The sequence below is a fragment of the Pseudomonas sp. G11 genome, assembly GCF_029457515.1.
GTDB classification, from domain to species: Bacteria; Pseudomonadota; Gammaproteobacteria; order Pseudomonadales; family Pseudomonadaceae; genus Aquipseudomonas; species Aquipseudomonas gorinensis.
This window is the reverse complement of the sequence record NZ_CP120377.1, coordinates 1,301,505-1,326,779: the sequence shown is the minus strand read 5'-3', so window position 1 is coordinate 1,326,779 and position 25,275 is coordinate 1,301,505. Positions and strand designations below refer to the sequence as shown.

At 60.9% G+C, this 25,275-nt stretch carries 22 protein-coding genes; 10 read left to right on the top strand and 12 right to left on the bottom strand.

Going from position 1 to position 25,275, the window contains the following annotated elements; all coding sequences use genetic code 11:
* Positions 1-39: 39 nt before the first annotated feature.
* On the top strand, positions 40-561 hold the full coding sequence (yjgA, locus tag P2T68_RS05965; protein WP_024073458.1) for a ribosome biogenesis factor YjgA: 522 nt from the start codon (positions 40-42) through the stop codon (positions 559-561).
* A 44-nt stretch (positions 562-605) separates the two neighbouring features.
* Here yjgA and tldD read toward each other — a convergent pair whose 3' ends face one another.
* The 8 genes from tldD to mreB all read right to left on the bottom strand — a co-directional run bounded on the left by tldD (position 606) and on the right by mreB (position 11,811).
* On the bottom strand, positions 606-2,048 hold the full coding sequence (tldD, locus tag P2T68_RS05960) for a metalloprotease TldD (protein WP_069075261.1): 1,443 nt from the start codon (positions 2,046-2,048) through the stop codon (positions 606-608).
* A 16-nt stretch (positions 2,049-2,064) separates the two neighbouring features.
* Positions 2,065-2,913: a carbon-nitrogen hydrolase family protein gene (locus tag P2T68_RS05955; protein ID WP_069075260.1), complete on the bottom strand. Its 849-nt coding sequence runs from the start codon at positions 2,911-2,913 to the stop codon at positions 2,065-2,067.
* 47 nt (positions 2,914-2,960) lie between these two features.
* The gene (locus tag P2T68_RS05950; RefSeq protein ID WP_069075259.1) at positions 2,961-6,776 is read right to left on the bottom strand and encodes a YhdP family protein; all 3,816 of its coding nucleotides are present in this window, start codon (positions 6,774-6,776) and stop codon (positions 2,961-2,963) included.
* A 75-nt stretch (positions 6,777-6,851) separates the two neighbouring features.
* Entirely contained in the window at positions 6,852-8,309 is a 1,458-nt protein-coding gene (gene rng, locus P2T68_RS05945; RefSeq protein WP_024073454.1) for a ribonuclease G, read from the bottom strand.
* Positions 8,310-8,380: 71 nt separating this feature from the next.
* Positions 8,381-8,977, bottom strand: a complete 597-nt coding sequence (locus P2T68_RS05940; RefSeq protein ID WP_024073453.1) for a nucleoside triphosphate pyrophosphatase — start codon at positions 8,975-8,977, stop codon at positions 8,381-8,383.
* 51 nt (positions 8,978-9,028) lie between these two features.
* Positions 9,029-9,517, bottom strand: coding sequence for a rod shape-determining protein MreD (mreD, locus tag P2T68_RS05935; protein WP_024073452.1), 489 nt, complete (start codon positions 9,515-9,517; stop codon positions 9,029-9,031).
* Positions 9,517-10,635 (bottom strand): rod shape-determining protein MreC, encoded by a 1,119-nt coding sequence (gene mreC / locus P2T68_RS05930; protein ID WP_081329150.1) that lies wholly within the window; start codon positions 10,633-10,635, stop codon positions 9,517-9,519. Before mreC ends, mreD begins: the two co-directional genes overlap by 1 nt.
* A gap of 138 nt (positions 10,636-10,773) precedes the next feature.
* Positions 10,774-11,811 carry a rod shape-determining protein MreB gene (mreB, locus tag P2T68_RS05925; protein WP_002555108.1) on the bottom strand — a complete coding sequence of 346 codons (1,038 nt, stop codon included), beginning with the start codon at positions 11,809-11,811 and terminating at the stop codon, positions 10,774-10,776.
* 210 nt (positions 11,812-12,021) lie between these two features.
* Here mreB and gatC point away from each other — a divergent pair, with 210 nt between their 5' ends.
* The 6 genes from gatC to P2T68_RS05895 all read left to right on the top strand — a co-directional run bounded on the left by gatC (position 12,022) and on the right by P2T68_RS05895 (position 17,275).
* Entirely contained in the window at positions 12,022-12,309 is a 288-nt protein-coding gene (gene gatC / locus P2T68_RS05920) for an Asp-tRNA(Asn)/Glu-tRNA(Gln) amidotransferase subunit GatC (RefSeq protein ID WP_010567677.1), read from the top strand.
* Between the two features lie 17 nt (positions 12,310-12,326).
* A complete protein-coding gene (gatA, locus tag P2T68_RS05915; RefSeq protein WP_024073450.1) occupies positions 12,327-13,778 on the top strand; it encodes an Asp-tRNA(Asn)/Glu-tRNA(Gln) amidotransferase subunit GatA in 1,452 nt (483 codons plus the stop codon).
* A 10-nt stretch (positions 13,779-13,788) separates the two neighbouring features.
* Positions 13,789-15,234: an Asp-tRNA(Asn)/Glu-tRNA(Gln) amidotransferase subunit GatB gene (gene gatB / locus P2T68_RS05910; protein ID WP_024073449.1), complete on the top strand. Its 1,446-nt coding sequence runs from the start codon at positions 13,789-13,791 to the stop codon at positions 15,232-15,234.
* 184 nt (positions 15,235-15,418) lie between these two features.
* A complete protein-coding gene (locus tag P2T68_RS05905) occupies positions 15,419-15,790 on the top strand; it encodes a septal ring lytic transglycosylase RlpA family protein (protein WP_024073448.1) in 372 nt (123 codons plus the stop codon).
* A gap of 58 nt (positions 15,791-15,848) precedes the next feature.
* A complete protein-coding gene (locus tag P2T68_RS05900) occupies positions 15,849-16,895 on the top strand; it encodes a calcium/sodium antiporter (protein WP_277379737.1) in 1,047 nt (348 codons plus the stop codon).
* The gene (locus P2T68_RS05895; RefSeq protein WP_053254400.1) at positions 16,892-17,275 is read left to right on the top strand and encodes a carboxymuconolactone decarboxylase family protein; all 384 of its coding nucleotides are present in this window, start codon (positions 16,892-16,894) and stop codon (positions 17,273-17,275) included. The genes P2T68_RS05900 and P2T68_RS05895 overlap by 4 nt, the downstream gene beginning before the upstream one ends.
* Positions 17,276-17,312: 37 nt before the next feature.
* Here P2T68_RS05895 and P2T68_RS05890 read toward each other — a convergent pair whose 3' ends face one another.
* Positions 17,313-18,254: an AEC family transporter gene (locus tag P2T68_RS05890; RefSeq protein ID WP_069075255.1), complete on the bottom strand. Its 942-nt coding sequence runs from the start codon at positions 18,252-18,254 to the stop codon at positions 17,313-17,315.
* A gap of 205 nt (positions 18,255-18,459) precedes the next feature.
* Here P2T68_RS05890 and P2T68_RS05885 point away from each other — a divergent pair, with 205 nt between their 5' ends.
* From P2T68_RS05885 to P2T68_RS05875, 3 genes are read left to right on the top strand one after another with little or no spacing between them, the layout of a single operon-like run.
* Positions 18,460-19,053 carry a GNAT family N-acetyltransferase gene (locus P2T68_RS05885; RefSeq protein ID WP_102624976.1) on the top strand — a complete coding sequence of 198 codons (594 nt, stop codon included), beginning with the start codon at positions 18,460-18,462 and terminating at the stop codon, positions 19,051-19,053.
* 32 nt (positions 19,054-19,085) lie between these two features.
* Positions 19,086-19,946 carry a hypothetical protein gene (locus P2T68_RS05880; protein ID WP_024073443.1) on the top strand — a complete coding sequence of 287 codons (861 nt, stop codon included), beginning with the start codon at positions 19,086-19,088 and terminating at the stop codon, positions 19,944-19,946.
* Positions 19,943-20,659, top strand: a complete 717-nt coding sequence (locus tag P2T68_RS05875; protein WP_277379151.1) for an HAD-IB family phosphatase — start codon at positions 19,943-19,945, stop codon at positions 20,657-20,659. The genes P2T68_RS05880 and P2T68_RS05875 overlap by 4 nt, the downstream gene beginning before the upstream one ends.
* A 1-nt stretch (position 20,660) precedes the next feature.
* Here the strand turns inward: P2T68_RS05875 and garD are convergent, their stop codons facing one another.
* From garD to P2T68_RS05860, 3 genes are all read right to left on the bottom strand, one after another.
* Positions 20,661-22,214, bottom strand: a complete 1,554-nt coding sequence (gene garD / locus P2T68_RS05870) for a galactarate dehydratase (protein ID WP_041160840.1) — start codon at positions 22,212-22,214, stop codon at positions 20,661-20,663.
* A gap of 11 nt (positions 22,215-22,225) precedes the next feature.
* Positions 22,226-23,590 (bottom strand): MFS transporter, encoded by a 1,365-nt coding sequence (locus tag P2T68_RS05865; RefSeq protein ID WP_024073440.1) that lies wholly within the window; start codon positions 23,588-23,590, stop codon positions 22,226-22,228.
* A gap of 204 nt (positions 23,591-23,794) precedes the next feature.
* Positions 23,795-25,240, bottom strand: a complete 1,446-nt coding sequence (locus tag P2T68_RS05860) for an aldehyde dehydrogenase family protein (RefSeq protein WP_102624979.1) — start codon at positions 25,238-25,240, stop codon at positions 23,795-23,797.
* Positions 25,241-25,275: the final 35 nt, after the last annotated feature.

The following is a 25,275-nucleotide window of genomic DNA, read 5'->3' as shown; positions in this document are numbered from 1 at the left end:
ACTGGTTATCATGGCGGCGTTTCTTTGCGGACTGCCACCATGGTTGATTCTTACGACGACTCCCTCGATGGGGAGAAAAGCAAAACCCAGGTCAAACGCGAGCTGCATGCTCTGGTTGACCTCGGCGAGCGCCTTACAACGCTCAAGCCGGACTTGATTGCAAAATTGCCTCTGACCGACGAAATGCGTCGGGCCCTGGCGGATGCGCCCAAGCACACCGCGAATATCGCGCGTAAACGGCACATCATGTTTATCGGCAAGCTGATGCGCGACCAGGACACTGACGCCATTCTGACCTTGCTCGATCAACTCGATGCCTCCACTCGCCAGTACAATGAACGCTTCCATAACCTGGAGCGTTGGCGTGACCGCCTGATCTCGGGCGATGACGCGGTACTGGAGAAGTTCGTGGTGGACTATCCGGATGCCGACCGCCAGCAACTGCGCTCCCTGATCCGTCAGGCCCAGCACGAGCAGGCGCATAACAAGGCGCCGGCCACCAGCCGTAAAATCTTCAAGTACATCCGTGAGCTGGACGAGACTCAACGCGGCCTGCGCTGATCCTCTTCCCCGGGTGGCGGTCTTCGCCACCCGAAGCTCCCGGTTTACGACCCTGTGCCACCCACGGTGATCGCGTCAATCTTCAAGGTGGGCTGACCCACGCCGACCGGCACCGACTGCCCATCCTTACCGCACGTACCGACGCCGCTGTCCAGCGACAGGTCGTTACCGACCATCGACACCTTGCTCATCGCCTCTGGTCCGTTACCAATCAACGTTGCCCCTTTGACCGGGGCGGTAATCTTGCCGTCTTCGATCAGATAGGCCTCGCTGGTGGAAAACACGAACTTGCCGCTGGTGATATCCACCTGGCCGCCGCCGAGATTGGCGCAGTAGATACCACGCTTCACCGAGGCGATGATTTCCGCCGGGTCGCTTTCGCCACCGAGCATGTAGGTGTTGGTCATGCGCGGCATCGGCAAGTGAGCGTAGGATTCGCGACGGCCGTTACCAGTGCGTGCCACGCCCATCAGACGGGCATTGAGTTTGTCTTGCATGTAGCCCTTGAGCACGCCGTTCTCGATCAGCGTGGTGCACTCGGTCGGCGTACCTTCGTCATCGACCGTCAGCGAACCCCGGCGCCCGGCCAGGGTACCGTCATCGACAATGGTGCACAGTTTGGAGGCGACCATCTCACCCATGCGTCCGCTGTAGGCCGAACTGCCCTTGCGGTTGAAGTCGCCTTCCAGGCCATGGCCGACCGCTTCGTGGAGCAATACGCCAGACCAGCCCGAACCGAGCACCACCGGCAAGGTACCGGCCGGCGCCGGAATGGCTTCCAGGTTGACCAGCGCCTGGCGCAGTGCCTCACGGGCGTAACCCATGGCGCGATCATCGGTGAGGAAATAACGGTAGTCGGTACGCCCGCCGCCGCCATGACCGCCACGCTCGCGGCGCCCGTTCTGCTCGACGATCACACTGACGTTGAAACGCACCAGCGGCCGTACATCCGCCGCCAGGCTGCCATCGGTGGACGCCACCAGGATCCGCTCCCACACGCCAGCCATGCTCACGGTGACTTGTTGGATACGCGGGTCCAAGGCGCGGGTGGCGGCATCGACACGCTTGAGCAACTCGACCTTTTCCGCACGGCTGATCACTTCCAGCGGATTATCCGGCGCGTACAACTGGGCCACATCCTGGGTACTGAACGCCTGCACCGTGCCATGTTGACCGGCACGGGAGATCGAGCGCGCTGCGCGAGCGGCCAGGCCCAGCGCTTCCAAGGTGATCGCGTTGCTGTAGGCAAAACCGGTTTTTTCACCGGATTGCGCCCGCACCCCCACGCCCTGGTCGAGGTTGAAACTGCCTTCCTTGACGATGCCGTCTTCCAGGGCCCAGGACTCGGAAATCTGCCCCTGGAAATACAGGTCGGCCGCGTCGATGCCCGGTCCGGCCAGATCGCCGAGCACGGTTTGCAGACTTTCGATGGTCACGCCACCGGGTGCCAGGAGGTGTTCACTGACTGAGGACAACAACTCGCTCATAGGTTTGGCCTTAAATTCATCGTTCTGAAGCAGGCCGCTGCGCGCCCTGCGAAAAAAAGCGCCGATGGTTCACCACCGGCATGCGCGCCCGTATCGACGCCTGTTCACTGCTGTCGCGCTCGGCCAGCAACACCGCTTCGCCTTGATCCTGTTGCGTCAGTATGCGCCCCCACGGGTCGACAATCGCCGCGTGGCCAAAGGTTTCCCGGGGCCCCGGGTGGACACCGCCCTGGGCGGCCGCCAGCAGGTAGCACTGGGTCTCGATGGCCCGCGCGCGGATCAACACATCCCAGTGCGCGGCGCCGGTCACCGCCGTAAAGGCCGAAGGTGCGGTAATCAACTCAGCCCCGGCCGCGCGCAATTCGCTGTACAGCTCGGGGAAACGCAGGTCGTAGCATACCGTGAGGCCCAAGCGGCCAACCGGCGTATCCGCCAGCACCACATTACTGCCGAAAGCATAGTCATCGGATTCACGATAACGGCCTCGGGCATCCGCCACGTCGACATCGAACAAGTGCAGCTTGTCGTATCGGGCCACTATCTCGCCCTGGTCATTCACCAGCAACGAGCAGGCGTTGACCTTGGCATCCGGCTGGTCCCTGGGCGGCAGCGGCAATGTGCCTGCAACTATCCATAAGGTGAGGTCGCGGGCGGTCTGTTTCAACCATGGCAGGATCGGACCTTCACCCAATGCCTCGGCACGGCCGATATCAGCCACGTCACGGCGGCCCATGGCGGCAAAGTTTTCCGGCAGCACCGCGAGCTTCGCCCCGCCCGCTGCCGCTTGCTCCAGCAAGCGCCGGGCCTGGGCCAGGTTGGCCAGCACATCGCTCTGGCTGACCATCTGAATTACCGCAAACGACATGGGCCGATACTCCGTAAACGAATAGCTCCAGGCTACTCCAGAAAGTCTCAGTTAGGCTTTTCGAATGGCTTGTCGAAGGTGATTTTCGGATCCTTCCAGGGCCCTTCCACTTTGTACTGCACACTGGCAAAGCGCGCGACGCGGTCACCGATCAGCTTGTCGATCAGGAACAACGCGCCACCAATGGCCGGCGCACCCACAATCAGCGCCGCAATCGGCAGGTTGTTGGTGACCGGCAGGGTCACCAACAGCTTGGCGTCCACGCGGTCGGCGACCAGGTCCAGGGTGCCATTGAGTTCCAGGTTGGTCGATGGCCCGGTCATGGTGATGGGGTCACGGGTCACAAATACGCCGTTGCTCGCTGCCAGCAAGCCCTTGACGCGGTCATAGCTCAAGCCTTTGCCGAGCAGGTCGGAAAAGTCCAGGCGCAGCCGGCGGCCAATGGAGTTGAAGTTAAGCAAGCCAAACACCCGAAGCGCCTGGGCGCCGCCTTCCACTTCAACGAACTGGCCTTTGCGGAAAGTGGCATCGAGGCTACCGGAAAAACGTTTGGGCCCGACCCAGGCCGGCGACCCCGGCCAACGGCCGTCTACGTCCAAGTGAAAATCTTCACTGGTCACGGTAGGCGCAAAGCCCCAGCCCTTGAGCACATCGGCGATGTTCTTGCCATCCAGGCGCCCTTTGTACCAACTGCTGCTGTCCCCCGGTGCACCCTCCCAGCCCCCCGCGCCCTTGAGCTGCATGCCCTTGAGGCCCAGGTCCAGGCTATTAAAGGCCAGGCCCTTGGCAGTTGGCCGGATTTTCAGCGACCAGGCCCCTATCAGGTCCGGTCCCTGGAACAGTTGATCAATGCTGATATCAAGCGCCGGGATCCCCTTGGGATCGATATCGGCCAACGGGTCCGGGGCGTTTTCGTCTGCCTGGACGGTCGGGTCCACGGCCGGCAATTTCACGAACTGCAGGTTGATCGCGATGGGCGCGCCCTTGGCATCCGGCAGGTTCACGCTGCCTTTGGCCTGCTGGCTGTCGAGTTGCAGGCCCCAGGCGGTGGGTTTCCGGTCAAGCTGCAAGTTGACCTGGTCGAACTGCTTGCCGAAGCCAGTCAGCTTGCCCACCTTGAAGTCAGCGCCGCTCAGCAGTTGCTTGGCGCTGCCGCCAGGGTCATTGCCCGCGTAGCGGTCCACGAGTTTCTTCCACGGGTCTATGTCCAACTCCGAAAGCACGCCACGGATGCGCAACCCCTTGCCTGCGGGCAGCACGGCATCGCCATCACCCAGGAATAGCTCACCGCGGCCCTCATTGAACTTGTCCGGCGGCGCCGCAAAGGTGAAGTTCGCCAGCTCGCCATAATCGAACCAGTAACGACGCTCGGCGCCCTGCAAGGTCATGCGGAACGTACTGTCACGCCCCTGGCTGGCCGCCATGCCGAACGGTGCCGGCAGGTCCACTGCGACCCCCTTGAGGTTGGAATTGACCATCAATTGGCTATCGGCGCCATCCAGGTTGACTTGCAACTGGTACGGAATGTCGCCGGACACCGGCAGTGGCTGGCTGATTTTCAACCAATCGGTCAGCCGCTTGACCGTGACCTGGCCTTTGGCCGTGATTCGGGTACTCAGATTACCTGGCTTACCATCGGCAAAAATCTGCGCGCTAATCGGCCGTTCGAATGCTTGCGCCGTAATATTCTGCCCACTCAAGCCCTTGGCACTATCAAAGCGGAAGTCACCCTTGAGTTGCGTCAGGTCCAGGGTCGGCTCAGCCAATTGCAAGCGCGCCTTGTCGGTCTGGAAATCCACCACGATCTTCGGTTCGGTACCTTTGGCCAGCGGAATATCCAGGTCCAGCTTGCCTTGCAGGTCCCCCTCGCCTTTCCAGCCGGCAAAGGTCGAGGCAGTGCCTATTGGCGCTTCCTGGAGAATCTTCAGGCCATCACCCAGGCCACCGGCAAACCCGCCGGTGAGCAGCAGGTGGCTGTCCTTGCCCGCGGGTGCGTGGGGAATATTGACGTAGACGTCCTTGACTTGGGTGTCGAGCAACTGGCCCTTGCTGGCCAGGATGCGTACGCCACTCTCCTCGACGAACACTTCGCCATTGACCTTGCTCACATGCGGCCAGCCCGGCTGGAATGCCAGCTCTGCATCATGCACCTTGAAGAACAGGCTGATGTTGCGCGAAGCCGGCAGCGCGTCATGGTTCAACGAGCCCTGGTACTGGAAGAAACCTTGATCGACCGCGCCCTTGAGAATCGCTGTGCGCAGCCATTCGTCCAGCGCGGGGCTCAGTACCGCTGGCAGGTACTTGGGCGTGAAGCGCCCATCGCCATCGACCATGCCGACCCGCAGGTCCATGTAGTCTTCCTGGCCAGGGTCAAAGTGCAGGCGGATCAGGAAGTCAGCCGCGACCTTGCCCTCTTCCCCCAGCACCTTGATATAGGGAGCAATCAGGGTGAAGCCTTCTTTATCCAGCTTCCAGGTCAGGCGCGCATTCGCCTGGATGTACTGCCAGGGCTTGGCGAAGATCGGAAACAGGTGCAGGGAAAAGTCCTTGCTGTCCAGGCGCAACTCGCCATGCCCCAGGTCACCGCTGATGCTGCCGGATACGTTCCGCGCTGCCGGTGCACCAAAGTAAGCATCGAACCCCACCCGCTCAAGGTTGGCGGCGAAGCTGACTTTCTGATCGGTCGTGTCCTGGGGACGGAAATCCACCAGCACATTGCGCAACAGGCCAGTGGCCTTGAGGTGCTCGATGGTCTTGGCGAAGCCTTCCGGCAGGGGCGCCAGGGCATTCAGCAACGGCGTAATGGGCGTGAGGTCCAGGCGATCGGCCTGCAGGTTCCAGACCTCCTGCGCCTGGTCGGTGGCCAGGCTCTGCTGCAACTGCAAGCGCGATTCCCAGCGGGTCTCGCCCAGGTTCATCGCCAGCGAGTCGAACAATACCTTCAGACCCTGCTCATTGCGTTGCAGGTACGCGGTCAGGGCGAGGTTTTCGATATGCACGGGCTTGCGATCGGCGTAGCTGCCCTTCACCTGGGGTGAATTGAGGCGCACCACAGCACTCTGCACGTCACCCTTGGCCCAGTTGAGCCAGAACTCGCCACCCGCCTTGAACTGCGTGAGCTTCCATTGTTGAGTCAGTTTGGCCGGAATCCATTTGGCCCAGTCGCTTTGCGGCAGGCTCAGGTAGGCGTCGACTTCAGCATCCTTCCATTGGCTTGCGCGAATACGGCTGCGCAGGCTCAAGGCCAGGGGCTGGCCATCGGGCAAGGTCAGGCGGGCATCCAGGCGTTGGCGGGTGGTCCCGGTGTGCAGGCTCAGGCCCACATAGGTCAGGGTCAGCGGGGCATGGTCGATCGGTTGCAGGGTCACCTGGCTGTCGAGCAACGACACACGCTTGACCATTTGCAGGCGTTTGAGCACCTGCTCCGGGTCCAGCGGCTGGTCATCCTGCACCGGCAGGCCTTGCAGCGCCCAGTGGCCGTCCTGGTCTTCCTTGACGCTCAATTGCAGGCCGCTGACTTGCAGGTGCGCAAGGCGCACTTCGCGGGCCATCAGGCTGGCCCAGATATCCGGCACGACTTCGACCTGATCCAGGCGCAAGGCGTTGCTGCCCTGGCCGACCATCACGTCGTGGGCCAGCAATACCGGTGCGAAACCGCTCCAGCGCCCTTCCAGGCTGCCGATGTGCAGTGGCATATCCACTGCGGCCTGGGCCTTGGCTTCGATGTCCGCACGGTATTCGGCCACCAGAGGAGTCAATTCTCGTCCCAGGCTCACATAGACCGCCGCCAATACCAGCAGCAAGGCGCACAAGCCCAGGCCCCAACGGGTCAAAGCGGCAAAAAAGCGTTTCAGACGCTCCATGTCAGGCGACCCTCAAGGCAGTAAGCGGACGGCAGATCAAGGTCTGCGCATCTCGTAGAAAGAAACGAATGAGGATCAGAGCAGCACCACGTCGTATTGTTCCTGGGAATACATGGTCTCAACCTGGAAGCGAATCGTACGTCCGATAAACCCCTCCAGCTCAGCGACGTTACCGGACTCTTCGTCCAGCAGCCGATCGACCACTTTCTGGTTGGCAAGCACTCTATAACCTTCGGCCTGGTAGGCTCGCGCCTCCCGTAGGATTTCGCGGAAAATCTCGTAGCAAACCGTTTCAGGCGTTTTCAATTTACCGCGCCCCTGGCAACTGCTGCACGGCTCGCACAACACCTGTTCCAGGCTTTCGCGGGTGCGTTTGCGGGTCATCTGTACCAGGCCCAGCTCGGTAATACCGATGATATTGGTCTTGGCGTGATCGCGTTCCAGCTGCTTTTCGAGGGTGCGCAGTACCTGGCGCTGATGCTCTTCATCTTCCATGTCGATGAAGTCGATGATGATGATCCCGCCCAAGTTGCGCAGGCGCAGTTGACGCGCGATCGCGGTAGCGGCTTCGAGGTTGGTCTTGAAGATGGTTTCTTCGAGGTTGCGATGGCCCACGAACGCACCGGTGTTGACGTCGATGGTGGTCATGGCTTCCGCCGGGTCCACAACGAGGTAACCGCCCGACTTGAGCGGCACCTTGCGGTCCAGGGCCTTCTGGATTTCGTCTTCGACGCCATACAGGTCGAAAATCGGCCGCTCGCCGGGGTAATGCTCCAGGCGGTCGGCAATTTCCGGCATCAGCTCGGCGACGAACTGCGTGGTGCGCTGGAAGGTTTCCCGCGAGTCGATGCGAATTTTCTCGATCTTCGGGCTGACCAGGTCGCGCAAGGTGCGCAGGGCCAGGCCCAGGTCTTCGTAGATCACGCTGGGCGCGCCAACGGTCTTGATCTGCGCGCCAATCTGGTCCCACAGGCGCCGCAGGTAACGGATGTCCATGAGAATCTCATCAGCCCCGGCGCCTTCGGCCGCCGTGCGCAGAATAAAGCCGCCCGCCTCTTTGATGCCCTCGGCCGCCACGCAATCGCTGACCACCTTCTTCAGGCGCTCACGCTCGGCCTCGTCTTCGATTTTCAGGGAAATGCCCACATGAGCGGTGCGCGGCATGTACACCAGGTAGCGCGATGGAATCGACAGCTGGGTCGTCAGGCGCGCGCCCTTTGAACCGATGGGGTCCTTGGTGACTTGCACCACGAGGCTCTGCCCTTCGTGAACCAAGGCACTGATGCTTTCGACCGCCGGGCCTTCGCGCAGGGAAATTTCCGAAGCATGGATAAACGCGGCACGGTCCAGGCCAATGTCGACAAACGCCGCCTGCATCCCCGGCAATACGCGCACGACCTTGCCTTTATAGATGTTGCCGACAATCCCGCGCTTCTGGGTGCGCTCGACGTGCACTTCTTGCAGAACACCGTTCTCTACCACCGCCACGCGCGATTCCATCGGCGTGATATTGATCAGAATCTCTTCACTCATGGCTGGGTCTCGTTCAGGCGTTTTCACAATAGTGACCGATCGCTTAAGGCTTGGCGCGCAAGTACAGGCGTTCAGCGCGCGGTAAGGTTTTGCCAACAGGGTATGCCGAATTGACCAAGCAGTTCCGCGGTTTCGCACACGGGCAGGCCAACCACGGCGGAATAGCTGCCATTGAGCCCGGCCACAAACACCGAGCCCAGCCCTTGGATAGCATAGCCGCCTGCCTTGTCCTGGGGTTCGCCACTGTGCCAGTAGGTTGTAGCCTCCTCGACAGAAATACCCCGGAAACGTACGCGACTGCTTACACATCGAGTTTCACAACGCTGACCGTCCGTGAGGGCAACCGCCGTCAGCACTTCATGCTCACGCCCCGACAGGGCCAGCAACATGGCCAGGGCATCCGCCTGATCCACCGGCTTGCCAAGGATCTGGCCGTCGACAATCACTGCCGTGTCGGCACCCAATACACAGGCGCCCGACGTTTGCCCAAGCGCAGCAAAACCCGCCGTTGCCTTGCCACGCGCTAGACGCTCGACGTAGGAAACGGCGGATTCATTTGTAAGGGGAGTTTCATCAATGGCGGCACTGACCACGGTGAAAGGCACACCGATCTGGGTCAGCAGTTCACGCCGTCGCGGGGAGCCCGAAGCCAGATAAAGCGAATTCATTCCAGACTCTCCCTGTGGGGTTCGATAACCAGGCAGAGCCTCGCAATCCATTCAATTGATTTTATAGCGACGACGTAACCCGCGCAGGCCAAAACTGACCCATGGCCACAGCAGCGCACTGACCAGGGCCGGCAATACCAGCGCCAGGGTCGGCTGGCGGTTACCAGTCAAGGCGCTGAGCCACAGTTGCACCAATTGCGCCAGGCCGAAGATCACCAGGATCACCAGGCACTGTTGCCACATCGGGAACATGCGCAGGCGTTGCTGCAACGACAGCACCAGAAAGGTAATCAGGGTCAGGATCAACGCGTTCTGGCCCAGCAAGGTGCCATAGAGCACATCTTCCGCCAAGCCCAGGAACATCGCCGTGACCATGCCCACCTTGTGCGGCAGGTTCAGCGACCAGAATGCCAGCAGCAAGGCCAGCCACAGCGGACGCAGGATTTCCATGAACTGCGGCAGTGGCGAAACGCTGAGTAGCAAGCCGATGGCGAAGGTCAGCCAGACGATCCAGCCATTGCTCGAATGAGTACCGGCCATTATTCCTCCCTCTGCCGTGTGGTTGCCGGGGCGGCGGCTGGGGGCTTCGCAGCAGGCGTCGTGGTGGCGGGCGTGGTGGCCGACGGCTTGGTCGCCGCTGGCTTCACCGCGCGCGCACTGTGAGCGGCCGGCTTGGCGGGCGTGGCCACGGGCGCTACTGCCGGAGCGGGCGCCGGTGTGGCCGATGCGGCAGGCGCCGGCTTGGGTACGGTTGCCGGAATGATCGGCGCGGTGCCGTTTTGCTTGTCTTCCGCTTCCTGGGCTTGTGCGGCGTCGTTGGCACGCTCTTCCGGGGTACGGTTGTCGCTGAATACCAGCAGCAGGTAGCGGCTGCGGTTCAGGGCGGCGGTGGGCACGGCGCGCACAATGGCGAACGGCTGGCCAGAATCGTGGATCACTTCCTTGACTGTCGCCACCGGGTAACCCGCCGGGAAGCGTTGGCCGAGGCCCGAGCTGACCAGCAGGTCGCCTTCCTTGATGTCGGCGGTATCGGCCACATGGCGCAATTCCAGGCGTTCGGGGTTACCGGTGCCACTGGCAATCGCACGCAAGCCGTTGCGGTTGACCTGCACCGGAATGCTGTGGGTCGTGTCCGTCAGCAGCAATACCCGCGAGGTGTAGGGCATCAACTCGACCACCTGGCCCATCAAGCCACGGGCATCGAGCACCGGCTGGCCGAGCACCACACCGTCGCGCTCACCCTTGTTGATGATGATGCGATGGGTAAAGGGGTTGGGGTCCATGCCGATCAGCTCGGCGACTTCGACCTTTTCGTTGACCAGTGCCGAAGAATTGAGCAGCTCGCGCAGCCGAACGTTCTGCTCGGTGAGGGCCGCCAGCTTTTGCATGCGCCCCTGCAACAGCAGGTTTTCAGTCTTGAGTTTTTCGTTCTCGGCGACCAGCTCGGTGCGGCTGCCGAATTGGCTGGCCACGCCCTGGTAGAGACGTTGCGGCAGGTCGGTGATCCAGTAGGTCTGCATCAATACCAGCGACATTTGGCTACGCACAGGCTTGAGCAGTGCAAAGCGGGCATCGACCACCATCAGCGCGACCGAAAGCACGACCAGCACCAACAAGCGCACGCCCAATGAGGGGCCTTTGGCGAAAAGCGGTTTAATAGGCCGCTCCTCCCAGGCAAAGTTTCTCTTTATTCATACGGCATCTAACCGGCCTGGATGCAGATTGAAGAAGATAAACGCCAACAGGCAGCACTGCAAAGTGCTGCCTGCGGGCGAAACATGGTGCAACCAACGGTCTTATTCGCTGGAAAGCAGGTCCATGGTGTGTTTATCCATCATTTCCAGTGCACGACCACCGCCACGGGCAACGCAGGTCAGCGGGTCTTCGGCAACGATCACCGGCAGGCCAGTTTCCTGGGCCAGCAACTTGTCGAGGTCGCGCAGCAAGGCGCCACCACCGGTCAGTACCAGGCCACGCTCGGCGATATCGGAAGCCAGCTCCGGCGGCGATTGCTCCAGGGCGCTCTTCACCGCCTGAACGATGGTTGCCAGGGACTCTTGCAGAGCCTCCAGCACTTCATTGGAGTTCAGGGTAAAGGCACGTGGAACGCCTTCGGCCAGGTTGCGACCGCGAACGTCGACTTCGCGAACTTCGCCACCGGGATAAGCGGTACCGATTTCCTGCTTGATGCGCTCGGCGGTGGATTCGCCGATCAGGCTGCCGTAGTTACGACGCACATAAGTGATGATCGCTTCGTCGAAGCGGTCGCCGCCTACACGCACGGACTCGGCATACACCACGCCGTTCAGGGAAATCAGGGCGATTTCAGTGGTACCACCACCGATATCCACCACCATCGAACCGCGCGCTTCTTCAACCGGCAGGCCGGCACCGATCGCAGCAGCCATTGGCTCTTCGATCAGGAAGACTTCACGGGCACCGGCACCAAGGGCCGATTCACGGATGGCGCGACGCTCCACCTGGGTGGACTTGCACGGAACGCAGATCAGCACACGAGGGCTGGGCTGCAGAAAACTGTTTTCGTGAACCTTGTTGATGAAGTACTGCAGCATCTTCTCGCAGACGCTGAAGTCGGCGATCACGCCGTCTTTCATCGGACGAATGGCAGCGATATTGCCTGGTGTTCGGCCAAGCATGCGCTTGGCCTCGGTGCCAACGGCAACGACACTTTTCTGATTACCATGGGTCCGAATAGCCACAACCGATGGCTCATTCAGGACGATACCGCGCTCGCGCACGTAAATAAGGGTGTTGGCAGTGCCCAGGTCAATGGAAAGATCGCTGGAAAACATGCCACGCAGTTTCTTGAACATGGGAAAGGGACCCTAGGCAACGCGTGGGTAAAAAAGTGCGGCAAACTCTAACAACGACAGGGATTTTGGGCAAGGCGCCAATGTGCTAAATTGGCCGACTTTCTGTGCACCAACCCCCACAATCGCGGCCATATGACCGTAGAAATGCGGTAGTGTTCCGACAATCTAACACACGGACGCCCTCCGTTCTGTTTTCCACTGGAGAATCCCATGGCGCTTGAACGCTCCGACGTGGAAAAAATCGCTCATCTGGCCTCGCTTGGCCTGAATGAAGCCGATCTTCCACAGACCACCGCAGCCCTGAACAGCATTCTGGGGCTGGTTGACCAAATGCAGGCCGTCAATACCGACGGCATCGAGCCCCTGGCTCACCCGCTGGAAGCCAGCCAGCGCCTGCGCGCAGACGTCGTGACCGAGGTTAATAATCGCGAGGCCTACCAGTCCATCGCACCAGCGGTCGAAAACGGCCTGTACCTGGTTCCGAAAGTCATCGACTAATAGGGAAAGAGCCTGCAATGCATCACATGACTCTGGCCGAGATCGCCCGCGGTCTCGCCGACAAAAAGTTTTCTTCCGAAGAGCTGACCAAGACCCTGCTGGCGCGTATCGCCGAGCTCGACCCCAAGGTCAATAGCTTCATCAGCCTCACCGAGGAGCTGGCCCTGAGCCAGGCCAAGGCCGCCGACGTGCGTCGCGCCAACGGTGACAATGGTGCACTGCTGGGCGCACCGATCGCCCACAAAGACCTGTTCTGCACCCAAGGCATCCGCACCAGCTGCGGTTCGAAGATGCTCGACAACTTCAAGGCGCCCTACGACGCCACCGTGGTGTCCAAGCTGGCGGCCGCCGGGGCCGTGACCCTGGGCAAGACCAACATGGACGAATTCGCCATGGGTTCGGCCAACGAGTCGAGCTATTACGGCCCGGTGAAAAACCCGTGGAACCTGGAACACGTCCCGGGCGGTTCGTCTGGCGGTTCGGCTGCCGCGGTCGCCGCGCGCTTCCTGCCCGCTGCAACAGCCACCGACACCGGCGGCTCGATCCGCCAGCCTGCGGCCTTTACCAACCTCACCGGCCTGAAGCCGACCTATGGTCGCGTTTCCCGCTGGGGCATGATCGCCTATGCATCCAGCCTGGATCAGGGCGGCCCCCTGGCCCGCACGGCCGAAGACTGCGCGATTTTGTTACAAGGCATGGCAGGCTTCGATCCGCAGGATTCCACCAGCATCGACGAACCGGTGCCGGACTACAGCGCCAGCCTCAATACCTCGATCAAAGGCCTGCGCATCGGCGTGCCGAAGGAATACTTCAGCGCCGGTCTCGACCCGCGCATCGCCGAATTGGTGCACAACAGCGTCAAGGAGCTGGAAAAGCTCGGTGCCGTGATCAAGGAAATCAGCCTGCCGAACAACCAGCACGCGATTCCGGCGTACTACGTGATCGCGCCCGCTGAAGCGTCCTCCAACCTATCGCGCTTCGACGGCGTGCGCTTTGGCTATCGCTGCGAGAACCCGAAGAACCTCACCGACCTGTACAAACGCTCCCGTGGCGAAGGTTTCGGTGTCGAAGTGCAACGCCGGATCATGGTCGGTGCCTACGCCCTGTCGGCCGGCTACTACGACGCGTACTACCTCAAGGCGCAGAAAATCCGGCGCCTGATCAAGAACGACTTCATGGCGGCGTTTGAAGAAGTCGACATCATCCTCGGCCCAACCACGCCCAACCCGGCCTGGAAGATCGGCGCCAAGACCGGCGACCCGATCGCCGAATACCTGGAAGACCTCTACACCATCACCGCCAACCTCGCGGGCTTGCCAGGCTTGTCCATGCCGGCAGGTTTCGTCGATGGGCTGCCGGTTGGCGTGCAATTGCTCGCCCCGTATTTCCAGGAAGGCCGCCTGCTCAATGTGGCGCACCAGTACCAGTTGAACACTGACTGGCACACTCGCACCCCTACCGGCTTCTGAGGAGAACACTATGCAATGGGAAGTCGTGATCGGGCTGGAGATTCATACCCAGCTCGCCACCCAATCGAAGATTTTCTCCGGTAGCGCCACCACGTTCGGCGCCGAGCCGAATACCCAGGCCAGCCTGGTCGACCTGGGCATGCCCGGCGTACTGCCGGTGCTGAACCAGGAAGCGGTGCGCATGGCGGTGATGTTCGGCCTGGCGATTGACGCCGAAATCGGCCAGCACAACGTGTTCGCGCGCAAGAACTACTTCTACCCGGACCTGCCCAAGGGCTACCAGATCAGCCAGATGGAACTGCCGATTGTCGGCAAGGGCCACCTGGATATCCCGTTGGAAGATGGCACCATCAAGCGTGTCGGCGTGACCCGTGCCCACCTCGAGGAAGACGCCGGCAAAAGCCTGCACGAAGAATTCCCGGGTGCCACTGGTATCGACCTGAACCGAGCCGGCACACCGTTGCTGGAAATCGTTTCCGAGCCGGATATGCGCAGCGCCAAGGAAGCCGTGGCCTACGTCAAGACGATCCACGCGCTGGTGCGTTACCTGGGCATCTGCGACGGCAACATGGCCGAAGGCTCGCTACGTTGCGACTGCAACGTATCGATCCGCCCTAAGGGCCAGGTCGAGTTCGGTACCCGCTGCGAGATCAAGAACGTCAACTCGTTCCGCTTCATCGAGAAGGCGATCAACAGCGAAGTCCGCCGCCAGATCGACCTGATCGAAGACGGCGGAAAGGTGATCCAGCAAACCCGCCTGTACGACCCGAACAAAGACGAAACCCGCGCCATGCGCAGCAAAGAGGAAGCCAACGACTACCGTTACTTCCCTGACCCGGACCTGTTGCCGGTGGTACTGGAAGACTCGTTCCTCAACGACATCCGCGCCACCCTGCCGGAACTGCCGCAGCAAAAACGCGAGCGCTTCCAGGAGCAGTTCGGCTTGTCGGTCTACGATGCCAGCGTGTTGGCGTCCAGCCGTGAGCAAGCCAACTACTTCGAAAAAGTCGTGAGCATTGCCGGCGACGCCAAGCTGGCGGCCAACTGGGTGATGGTTGAACTGGGCAGCCTGTTGAACAAACAGGGCCTGGAAATCGACGAGGCACCGGTCACCGCCGAGCAACTGGGCGGCATGCTGCTGCGCATCAAGGACAACACCATCTCCGGCAAAATCGCCAAGACAGTGTTTGAAGCCATGGCCAGTGGCGAAGGCAGCGCCGATGAAATCATCGAAAAACGCGGCCTCAAGCAAGTCACCGACAGCGGCGCCATCTCGGCCGTGCTCGACGAAATGCTGGCGGCCAACGCGGAACAGGTCGAGCAGTACCGTGCAGCAGACGAAGCCAAGCGCGGCAAGATGTTCGGCTTCTTTGTCGGCCAGGCCATGAAAGCCTCCAAGGGCAAGGCCAACCCGCAGCAGGTAAACGAACTGCTGAAAAGCAAGCTCGAAGGCTGATTGCGATGAATGGTCCGAGTGAGACTTCTACTCGGACCCCTGTGGGAGCGGGCTTGTGTGGGAGGGGGCTTGCCCCCGATGGCGGTGATTCAGTCAAAGCATTCAGTGACTGGCACTCCGCTATCGGGGGCAAGCCCCCTCCCACATAAGCTCACCCCAAACTCGAAATGGGGGCACCTTGGAAATGAAGCGTCTATTCGGCCTCCTGGCCCTGTTTTCCCTGCTGGCCGGCTGCGCCAGCGGCCTCATTAACCCCAACGGCTACGATGAAACCGGCACCGCCTCTTATTACGGCGCCAAGCACCATGGCAAAAAAACCGCCAGCGGTGAACCTTTCAACCAGAACGCCCTGACCGCCGCCCACCGGCAATTGCCCTTTGGCACCCAGGTCAAGGTCACCAACCTCGACAACGACAGAACCGTGGTGGTGCGCATCAATGATCGCGGCCCGCATACTCGTGGGCGCTTGATCGATCTTTCACGCAAGGCGGCCGAACAACTGGGCATGCTGAGCAGCGGCACCGCACGGGTTCGCGTGCAAGCCCTGAACAATTGACGACGGAGCCCTGGCCATTTTCGGATTAACCGCCCTCTCGCCCTGGAGCCTGCTCGAACTGGTCAGCGGCCTGGTGCTGCTGATCGTCGGCGCCGAAATCCTGGTACGTGCCGCTGTGCGCCTGGCCGCCAGCCTCAAGGTCCGCCCACTGATCATCGGCCTGACGATCGTCGCCTTCGGCAGCAGCGCACCGCAGATGACCGTGAGCCTGCAGGCCACACTGGCCGGCAACACCGATATTGCCGTCGGCAGCGTCATCGGCAGCAGCATCTTCAATATCCTCGTCACCCTGGGCCTGTCAGCGCTGATCATTCCATTGCGGGTCTCGCGCCAACTGGTGCGCCTGGACATCCCGGTCATGATCCTCGCCGGCTTGCTGGTATTTACCCTGGCCGCCAACGAAGAGCTCACACCGATCGACGGTTTGCTGCTGCTCTGCGCCCTGCTGGCCTACCTCGGCGTGCTGCACTACCAGACCCGCCATTCACGCCGTCCGCGCACGCTGGACATCGTAGCCAAGGCGCCCTGGCTGAGCAGTGTATTGCTGATGTTCGGCGGCCTGCTGGTACTGGTACTGGCCGGGCATCTGTTGCTGGGCGCGGCGGTGGATGTAGCCAGTGACCTGGGACTGTCGGAACGCATCATCGGCCTGACACTGATCGGCGTTGGCACGTCCCTGCCGTGCCTGGCCACCTCGCTGATTGCAGCCCTGCGCGGCGAGCGGGATATCGCCGTAGGCAACGTGATTGGCAGCAACCTGTTCAACCTGCTGGGCGTATTGGGGCTGACGGCCCTGCTTGCGCCATCGCCGCTGTCGGTGTCGCCTAACGCCCTGGATTTCGATCTGCCGGTGATGCTCGGCGTGGTGGTGCTGTGCCTGCCGGTGTTTTATACCGGCTACCGTGTGACCCGCATCGAAGGCCTGGTGCTGCTGGGACTGTACCTGGCGTATGGGCTGCATGTGATGGCGTTCACCACCGGTATGCCGCTGGCCAACAAGCTTGAACAACTGATGCTGTTTTACGTCCTGCCAGTGCTGGTGGTGTTCCTGCTGTTCAGCACGCTGCGAGCCTGGCGCCGCCAACACAAGAGGGAATCGCAATGACCGATCAGAAAAAGCCCGGGGTTGAAATGCGTCGCCAGGTGATGGGCGATGTGTTCGTCGACCGCGCCCTGGGCAATGCCACCGAATTCACCCAGCCCCTCCAGGACTTCGTCAACGAACATGCCTGGGGCAGTGTGTGGAACCGCGAAGGCTTGCCGCTGAAGACGCGCAGCCTGATCACCCTCGCCGCCCTCACCGCGCTCAAGTGCCCGCAGGAACTCAAGGGCCACGTGCGCGGCGCGCTGAACAATGGCTGCACCGTGGAAGAGATCCGCGAAGCGCTGCTGCATTGCGCGGTATATGCCGGCGTACCGGCGGCGATTGATGCGTTCAGAGCGGCACAGGAAGTCATCGAGGCGTATCAGGCCGACCAGCAGTGACTGCCAGATAGCATTGGCGAGCAATGCCCCCCCAAACTCAGATCCAGCCACCCGCCTGCAACACAAAAATCCCGATATTCGTGGTCACTGCCGCCATCAAGGTAGTGATCACGATAATCGCCGCCGCCAGCTCATGGTTGCCCTCGGCCGCCCTCGCCATCACGAAGCTCGCCGCAGCGGTCGGCGCACCGAAGTACAGGAACAGAATCCCTAATTCCGGCCCACGGAACCCCAGCAGCCAGGCGCCCAGCGTGGCGACTACCGGCAGCCACACCATCTTCATCAAGCTTGCGCTCAGCGCCATATTGCCGCTCTTGCGCAACGCCGCCAGGGACAAGGTGCCGCCAATGCAGATCAATGCCAGCGGCAAGGTGGTGTCCGCCAGGTACTGCATGGATCTTTCCAGCCAGCCTGGCAGGCCAATCTGGAAATAGGCGAACGGCGCGGCCACGATCACGCTGATGATCAGCGGGTTGGCCACCACACTCTTGAAGATGCTCCACGGGTCGGACTTGATCACCGGGCTGTACACCGCCAACACAATGGTCGACAAGGTGTTGTAGAACAGGATGACCAGTGCGGCGAGGATTGCCCCCAGGGAAATACCGTAGTCGCCGTACATGCTGGCGGCCAGCGCCAGGCCGATCACCCCATTGTTGCCGCGAAACGCCCCCTGGGTGTAGATGCCCCGGTCTTCGCGCGCGCAGCGAAAAATCGCCCAGCCCCAGGCCAGGGCAAAACTCAGCAGAGTGGCGACGGCAAAGTAGATCAGCAAACCCGGCTTGAGCGCCGAATGCAGGTCGGCGTGCAGGATGCCGAGAAACAGCAGCGCAGGCATGGTGACGTTGAACACCAGGGACGAAGCCGTGTGGATAAAGTTGTCGTTGATCCAGTTGATGCGCTTGAGCAGCACCCCCAGGAACAGCATGGCGAATACCGGCGCGGTGATGGTGAGGGTGGTGAGGAAAATTGCCAGCATAAGAACGGGCCTTGGAACCTGTGTTCAGGAAAGGCTCATGATAAGCCAGCTCAGGCCCGCGCATGAGGTTTGATTGAAATCGTCCCTACCTAGAAAGGTAACGTTGCCTACAACACACAAAGATTTTGCAACTCCGCGTTGTTCCCGCTTCGGCACAAGCTAACGCCTTCTTCGTTACGAAAGTCGTGAGGCAAGGAAACAACCAATGCGGCAAAACGTGAACCACCTTTACAACGTATATCTCAGAACCTGGGACCAAGACGACATCGAGGGTTACGCTGAACTCCTCGGTGATCCGCAGACCATGCAATACATATCGGCAGGAACCACGCGCAACCGAGACACGGCCGCTGCAGAAATCGCACGTTTCCAGCAGGAAATAGCCCAGCAAGGCTGGTCACGCTGGGCCGTAAGCCTGGGCCTGGATTCGCCCTTCATCGGTTATGCCGGGTTTGCCGAAAAAGAATACGGCATCAACTTCGGCAACCGTTTTCTCAAAAAATACTGGGGCAGCCCCTATCCCTTCACGGCTATTCATCTGGCCTTGGAGCATGGTTTCCTGCAACTGGGCTTCGATCAGATCTACACCCTGACCAACATCAAGCATCACCGCGCCCTGGAGATGAACCGCGCCTTTCTGCATTTGCCGGAAATCAGCGGGACTGTCATGGAAACACCCTTCGGCCCGCATTTGAAAGTCGACCTGACCCGTGAACGGTTCATGGAAATAAGCCCATTGAATCGCGCACGTATCGACCGATTCTCCCGCCGCCTGACCCGCAGCCACGCTCCGGCTTGATGACGCCCCCTGCCTTTCAGAGAGACCCGACCTTGCCCAATGAAAAAAACACCTGCCACTCCCCTTCAGTTGCCGACCTATGCACCGCACAGGTCTGGAAGGGTCGCGCCCTGTGGCGCTGGCTTTACCTGCCGCTGGGCTGCGCACTTGTCTTGAACCGTCTGCAGGCCGTGGTGTTTATCAGCTTGATCGCCTGGCCTTTACCCGTAGCGGCCAAACAACTCATGTACCGCGTACTGCTGTTCATCCTGGGCGTGAAAATCACGTGCAAAATGTCCCCGAAACAAGTCGCGGCGCATACCGATGGTTGCATCGTCGCCGCCAACCACATCAGTGTATTCGATCATTTTCCAGTGCTGGCCATGCCCTCAGCGACCATCATGGTAGCCAACTCCGACAGCCCCCTCGGTGCCGCAACCGCTTTCCTGCTCTTCAAATGTTCCGGTGGCACGTTCTGGAAAGTCAGCGACAAGAAAATGCTCGCCAGACGCATCCGCGAATTTCGTCGCAGGCCCAGCGGCACTGCGCTCTACACCACACCCGAGACGACCATCAACAATGGCCATGGTCTGTTCCGGTTCCGCCCGGAAATGCTCAATCGCGGGCTGCCCGTGGTACCACTGGCCCTGCGCTTGAATGTGCCGTTCGGCTTGACCGCCAACCCGCTGCACGCCTCAGGCCTGATGAAGTTCCTGCGTCTTCTGGCAATGCCGCGCATTGAGTTCGAGATGAGCTACCTGGCGCCACAAGTGCGCACGGCACATCAGAGCGATCAAGCGTTTGCCGATCAGATTCAGCAAAGCATCGCCGAACATTTAGCCATTGCCGCCTGTCACTGGACCCGGGACGACAAATACACCTACCGCAGCACTGACAAACGAGCAACGCGATGAGCATGGGCAACGACGTCGACATCATCTTTGATTTCGATTACACCTTGGTCGACCACGAAAGCACGGTGGAAGTGCTTAAAGCCGCTCTCCACGACCATCCGGACAGTGCCGAGCGGCTTGAGCGGATCGCGCGAATTGCCCCCAAAGCATTGAGCGGCAAAGCAAGTATCGGAGAATTGTTGAAGCTGATGAGCGTGGCAACCCATGTGCGTGCCCATCACATCGACCAGTATGTGGAAAAGGCCATTCGCAGCATCCCGGCCGTATTGCTGGAAACCCTTGGCCGGCTGCGAGAAGACGGTGTAGGGCTGCATATCATTTCCGGCGGCTACACGGAGTGGATCGTACCCACGGCCCGTGAATGGGGTATCGCCCACCAAAATGTGGCGGCCAACCAGTTCTTGTGGGCGGGCAAACGCGTCCTGCTCACGCGCCCTTCTCCGCTGCTCAGCTCGTCGAAGGGCAAGTCGGAGATTGTCCGTCGATGGCGTGCCGCTGGCAGGCTGAAAGGCCGAACGCTCATCGTGGGCGACGGTGCGTCCGACTTCCAGGTCTACAAGAACGGCTGCGTGGACGGTTTCGTCTGCGCGGACTACTTTATCGAGCAGCCACTGACGCAATTGCCCGACAATGTCTTGCGCGCCAGCGAACCCGCTCAGGTCTACGCACACATCCAAACAGTGCTGGGCAACCTCCAACGCCCGCCAACCTGATCTAGGTAATCGGTGCCGGGTTGAACAACGTGATGTCGTTATGCAGCTTGTGCTGCTCCGCCCACGTTTGCTTCTTACCGCTGGCGACGTCCAGATAGAAGTGGAACAACTCCCAGCCCAATTCCTCGATGGTCGCGCGCCCGGTGGCAATGCGTCCGGCGTCGATGTCGATCAGATCCGGCCAGCGCTGCGCCAACTCCGTACGGGTCGAGACCTTCACGACCGGTGCCATGGCCAGCCCGTAAGGGGTACCGCGCCCTGTAGTGAACACATGCAGGTTCATCCCTGCCGCGAGCTGCAAGGTGCCGCACACAAAGTCACTGGCCGGCGTCGCGCAAAAGATCAGGCCCTTGCTTTTGAAGCGCTCGCCCGGCCCCAGCACGCCGTTGATCGCGCTGCTGCCGGACTTGACGATGGAGCCCAGGGACTTCTCGACAATGTTCGACAACCCGCCCTTCTTGTTCCCCGGCGTGGTGTTGGCACTGCGATCCGCCTCGCCCTTGGCCAGGTAACGGTCATACCAGTCCATTTCCCGGACCAGTTCCTCGGCGACAGCCTTGGTTTCGGCGCGTGAAGTCAGCAAATAAATCGCATCGCGCACTTCAGTGACTTCGGAAAACATCACCGTCGCCCCCGCCCGCAGCAACAAGTCCGAGGCGTAGCCCAGCGCCGGGTTGGCGGTGATCCCGGAAAACGCATCGCTGCCGCCGCACTGCATGCCCAGGATCAGCTCGGACGCCGGCACGGTTTCCCGACGGCGCTGGTCGAGCTTCTTCAGGCGGACTTCGGCCAGTTCCATGATCTGCTCGATCATCTCGGTAAAGCCGTGGCTGGAATCCTGCAACCGATACAACCACGGCTCGCTCAAATCGACCGAGCTATCGTTGTCGTGCATCACCTGCCCGGCCTGCAATTTCTCGCAGCCCAGGCTGATGACCAGGGCTTCGCCGCCCAGGTTCGGGTTGCGCGCCAGATTGCGCACAGTGCGGATCGGGATGTAGGCATCCGTCGCGGTGATCGCGACCCCACAGCCGTAGCTGTGAGTCAGCGCCACCACGTCATCGACATGGGGATACTTGGGCAGCAACTCATCCTTGATGCGTTTGACCGCATGGTCCAGTACCCCGGTGACACACTGCACCGTGGTGGTGATACCCAGGATATTGCGTGTGCCGACCGTGCCGTCGGCATTGCGATACCCCTCGAATGTGAACCCTTCCAGCGGCGCCTGGGCCTGCGGCACCTCGGTGGACAGCGGTAAGCTGTCCAAGGGCGGCGCGGTGGGCATGCGCAGTTGATCTTCCTGCACCCAACTGCCACGGGGAATCGGCGCCAGGGCATAACCGATGGTCTGGCCGTAGCGAATAATCTGACCGCCTTCGGGGATGTCTTCCAGGGTCACTTTGTGACTCTGGGGGATGAAATCCACGGTCACCAGGCCGTCCGGGAACTCGGTCCCGGCCGGTACGCCCTGGTCGTTGACCACGATCACTACATTGTCGCGCGCGTGCAGGCGAATGGAGCGCGGCGAGTCGGCATGTTCAATCAACTGCATCACGGGGCCTCTCAGGAATGCGCTTCGGTTAGGTTGGTCAACTCAGGCCCCTTGCTTGGCGGCTCTTTGAGTACGACACGCTTGATCGGGCCGACGATGACCAGATAGCTGAACACCGCCACCAGCGCATTGGCGCCGACGAACACCAGTGCCCATTTGAACGAGCCGGTGGTGCTGATGATGTAGCCGATGACAATCGGCGTGGTGATCGAGGCCAGGTTACCGAAGGTGTTGAACAGGCCGCCACTGAGGCCGGCGATTTGTTTCGGCGAGGTGTCGGACACCACCGCCCAGCCCAGTGCGCCAACGCCTTTACCGAAGAAGGCCAAGGCCATGAAGCCCACCACCATCCACTCGATGTCGACGTAGTTGCAGGCCACGATGCTGCTGGAAATCAGCAAGCCGCCAATGATCGGCGCCTTGCGGGCGAAGGTCAGGGAATGGCCCTTGCGCAACAGGTAGTCGGATATCACCCCGCCCAGCACGCCCCCGATAAACCCGCAGATCGCCGGCAGCGAAGCAATGAACCCAGCCTTGAGGATGGTCATGCCACGGTCCTGCACCAGGTACACCGGGAACCAGGTCAGGAAGAAGTAGGTGATGCCGTTGATGCAGTACTGGCCCAGGTAAACCCCGAGCATCATGCGGTTGGTCAGCAGCTGACGGATGTAATCCCACTTCGGACCATCGGTTTTCTTGCCCTTGCCCTTGTCCTGGTCCATATCGACCATCGCGCCATTGGCCGCGATGTGATTGAACTCGGCTTCGTTGATCATCGGGTGCTGGCGCGGGCTGTGGATAATCTTCAGCCACACCAGCGAGAAGAGGATGCCGATCACGCCCATCACGATAAACACGTGCTGCCAGCCGAAGCTGTAGACGATCCAGCCCATCAGCGGCGCAAACAGCACCGTGGCGAAGTATTGCGCCGAGTTGAAGATCGCCGAGGCCGTGCCGCGTTCGGCCGTGGGGAACCAGGCAGCCACAATGCGCGCGTTACCTGGGAAGGACGGCGCTTCGGCCAGGCCCACCATAAAGCGCAGCATGAACAGCGCGACGACGGCGGTGGAGATACCGAACTCACCGACATAGCCTTGCAGCACGGTGAACAGCGACCAGGTGAAGATGCTCAGGGCGTAGACTTTTTTCGAGCCGAAACGATCGAGCAGCCAGCCGCCGGGGATTTGCCCGGCCACGTAGGCCCAACCGAATGCAGAAAAGATATAACCGAGGGTGACCGCGTCGATACCGAGGTCTTTTTGCAGGCTGGAGCCGGCAATGGCGATGGTGGCCCGGTCGGCGTAGTTGATCGTGGTCACCAGGAACAGCATGAGCAGGATCAAATAGCGGACATGGGTTGGCTTGGTCGCTTGCATGTAGATGTACTCCCACTAATTATTTTTTTTGCGGGTAATAGTTATGTGTTCTTGGATGCCGCCCCCTGCAGGAGCGAGCTTGCTCGCGAAAAATGTCAACGAATACGCGGGCATTCGGGATGCACGCGGAGCCCTTGGGTTTTTCGCGAGCAAGCTCGCTCCTACAGAAAGACAGCCCCCCTCCTGACAGGGGGATGTTGCGTATTACGAACCGATGTAGCTGGTTTTCACCACGGTGTAGAACTCTTGCGCATAGCGACCTTGCTCACGCGAACCGTAGGATGAGCCCTTACGGCCACCAAATGGAACGTGATAGTCCACACCGGCGGTCGGCAGGTTGACCATCACCATCCCGGCCTGGGAATGACGTTTGAAGTGGTTGGCGTATTTCAACGACGTGGTGGCAATACCCGCCGACAGACCGAACTCGGTGTCGTTGGCCATGGCCAGCGCCGCCTCGTAGTCCGCTACGCGCACCACGTTGGCCACCGGGCCGAAGATCTCTTCACGGCTGATACGCATGGCGGCTTCGCTGTCGGCAAACAGGGTCGGCGCCAGGTAGTAGCCTTCGGTGTCGCAGGTCACCAGGCCGCCACCGCTCACCAGCCGCGCGCCTTCGCTTTGGCCGATATCGATGTACTTCATGTCCTGGTCCAACTGGGCCTGGGAAACCACCGGGCCGATGTCGGTAGTGCTTTTCAGGGCGTGCCCCACCCGGATCGACTTCATGCGCTCGGCCATGGCTGCAACGAACTGGTCGTGGATGCCGGCCGTGACAATCAAGCGGCTGGAGGCGGTGCAACGCTGGCCAGTGGAGTAGAACGCGCTCTGTACCGACAGCTCGACGGCCTGCTTGAGGTCGGCGTCATCAAGGATGATCTGCGGGTTCTTGCCGCCCATTTCCAACTGCACCTTGGCCTGGCGCGATACACAGCTGACCGCGATCTGACGGCCCACACCGACGGAACCGGTGAAGCTGATGCCATCGACTTTCGGGCTGTTGACCAACACATCGCCGACCACACGACCACTGCCCATCACCAGGTTGAACACACCGGCGGGGAAGCCGGCGCGGGAGATGATTTCCGCCAGGGCCCAGGCGCAGCCCGGTACCAGTTCGGCCGGCTTGATCACCACGCAGTTACCGTAGGCCAGGGCCGGGGCGATTTTCCACGCGGGGATGGCAATCGGGAAGTTCCACGGGGTGATCAGGCCGACCACACCAAGGGCTTCGCGCGTCACTTCCACGTTGACGCCCGGGCGCACCGACGGCACGTAGTCACCGGACAAACGCAGGCATTCGCCAGCAAAGAACTTGAAGATGTTACCGGCGCGGGTCACTTCGCCGATGGCTTCAGGCAGGGTCTTGCCCTCTTCCCGGGCCAGCAGGGTGCCAAGTTCTTCGCGGCGGGCAAGGATTTCGCTACCGACTTTATCCAGGGCGTCGTGGCGCGCCTGGATACCGGAAGTGGACCACGCAGGGAATGCAGCGCGGGCCGCATCAATGGCGGCGTTGACCTGGGCAACATCAGCCTTGGCGTATTCGCCAATCACATCGGACAACTCCGACGGGTTGATATTGGTGCAATAGTCAGCACCGGCTACCCATTCACCGTTGATGTAGTTTTCAAAACGTTTGGCTTGGGACACGAATCTTCTCCTGACGCAAAAGGCCGCTGATTGCT

Bases quoted from the DNA above. Each gene is read 5' to 3' on its own strand.
- yjgA (WP_024073458.1), top strand. From the start codon at position 40: ATGGTTGATTCTTACGACGACTCCCTCGATGGGGAGAAAAGCAAAACC.
- tldD (WP_069075261.1), bottom strand. From the start codon at position 2,048: ATGAGCGAGTTGTTGTCCTCAGTCAGTGAACACCTCCTGGCACCCGGT.
- P2T68_RS05955 (WP_069075260.1), bottom strand. From the start codon at position 2,913: ATGTCGTTTGCGGTAATTCAGATGGTCAGCCAGAGCGATGTGCTGGCC.
- P2T68_RS05950 (WP_069075259.1), bottom strand. From the start codon at position 6,776: ATGGAGCGTCTGAAACGCTTTTTTGCCGCTTTGACCCGTTGGGGCCTG.
- rng (WP_024073454.1), bottom strand. From the start codon at position 8,309: ATGAGTGAAGAGATTCTGATCAATATCACGCCGATGGAATCGCGCGTG.
- P2T68_RS05940 (WP_024073453.1), bottom strand. From the start codon at position 8,977: ATGAATTCGCTTTATCTGGCTTCGGGCTCCCCGCGACGGCGTGAACTG.
- mreD (WP_024073452.1), bottom strand. From the start codon at position 9,517: ATGGCCGGTACTCATTCGAGCAATGGCTGGATCGTCTGGCTGACCTTC.
- mreB (WP_002555108.1), bottom strand. From the start codon at position 11,811: ATGTTCAAGAAACTGCGTGGCATGTTTTCCAGCGATCTTTCCATTGAC.
- gatC (WP_010567677.1), top strand. From the start codon at position 12,022: ATGGCGCTTGAACGCTCCGACGTGGAAAAAATCGCTCATCTGGCCTCG.
- gatA (WP_024073450.1), top strand. From the start codon at position 12,327: ATGCATCACATGACTCTGGCCGAGATCGCCCGCGGTCTCGCCGACAAA.
- gatB (WP_024073449.1), top strand. From the start codon at position 13,789: ATGCAATGGGAAGTCGTGATCGGGCTGGAGATTCATACCCAGCTCGCC.
- P2T68_RS05905 (WP_024073448.1), top strand. From the start codon at position 15,419: ATGAAGCGTCTATTCGGCCTCCTGGCCCTGTTTTCCCTGCTGGCCGGC.
- P2T68_RS05895 (WP_053254400.1), top strand. From the start codon at position 16,892: ATGACCGATCAGAAAAAGCCCGGGGTTGAAATGCGTCGCCAGGTGATG.
- P2T68_RS05890 (WP_069075255.1), bottom strand. From the start codon at position 18,254: ATGCTGGCAATTTTCCTCACCACCCTCACCATCACCGCGCCGGTATTC.
- P2T68_RS05885 (WP_102624976.1), top strand. From the start codon at position 18,460: ATGCGGCAAAACGTGAACCACCTTTACAACGTATATCTCAGAACCTGG.
- P2T68_RS05875 (WP_277379151.1), top strand. From the start codon at position 19,943: ATGAGCATGGGCAACGACGTCGACATCATCTTTGATTTCGATTACACC.
- garD (WP_041160840.1), bottom strand. From the start codon at position 22,214: ATGCAGTTGATTGAACATGCCGACTCGCCGCGCTCCATTCGCCTGCAC.
- P2T68_RS05865 (WP_024073440.1), bottom strand. From the start codon at position 23,590: ATGCAAGCGACCAAGCCAACCCATGTCCGCTATTTGATCCTGCTCATG.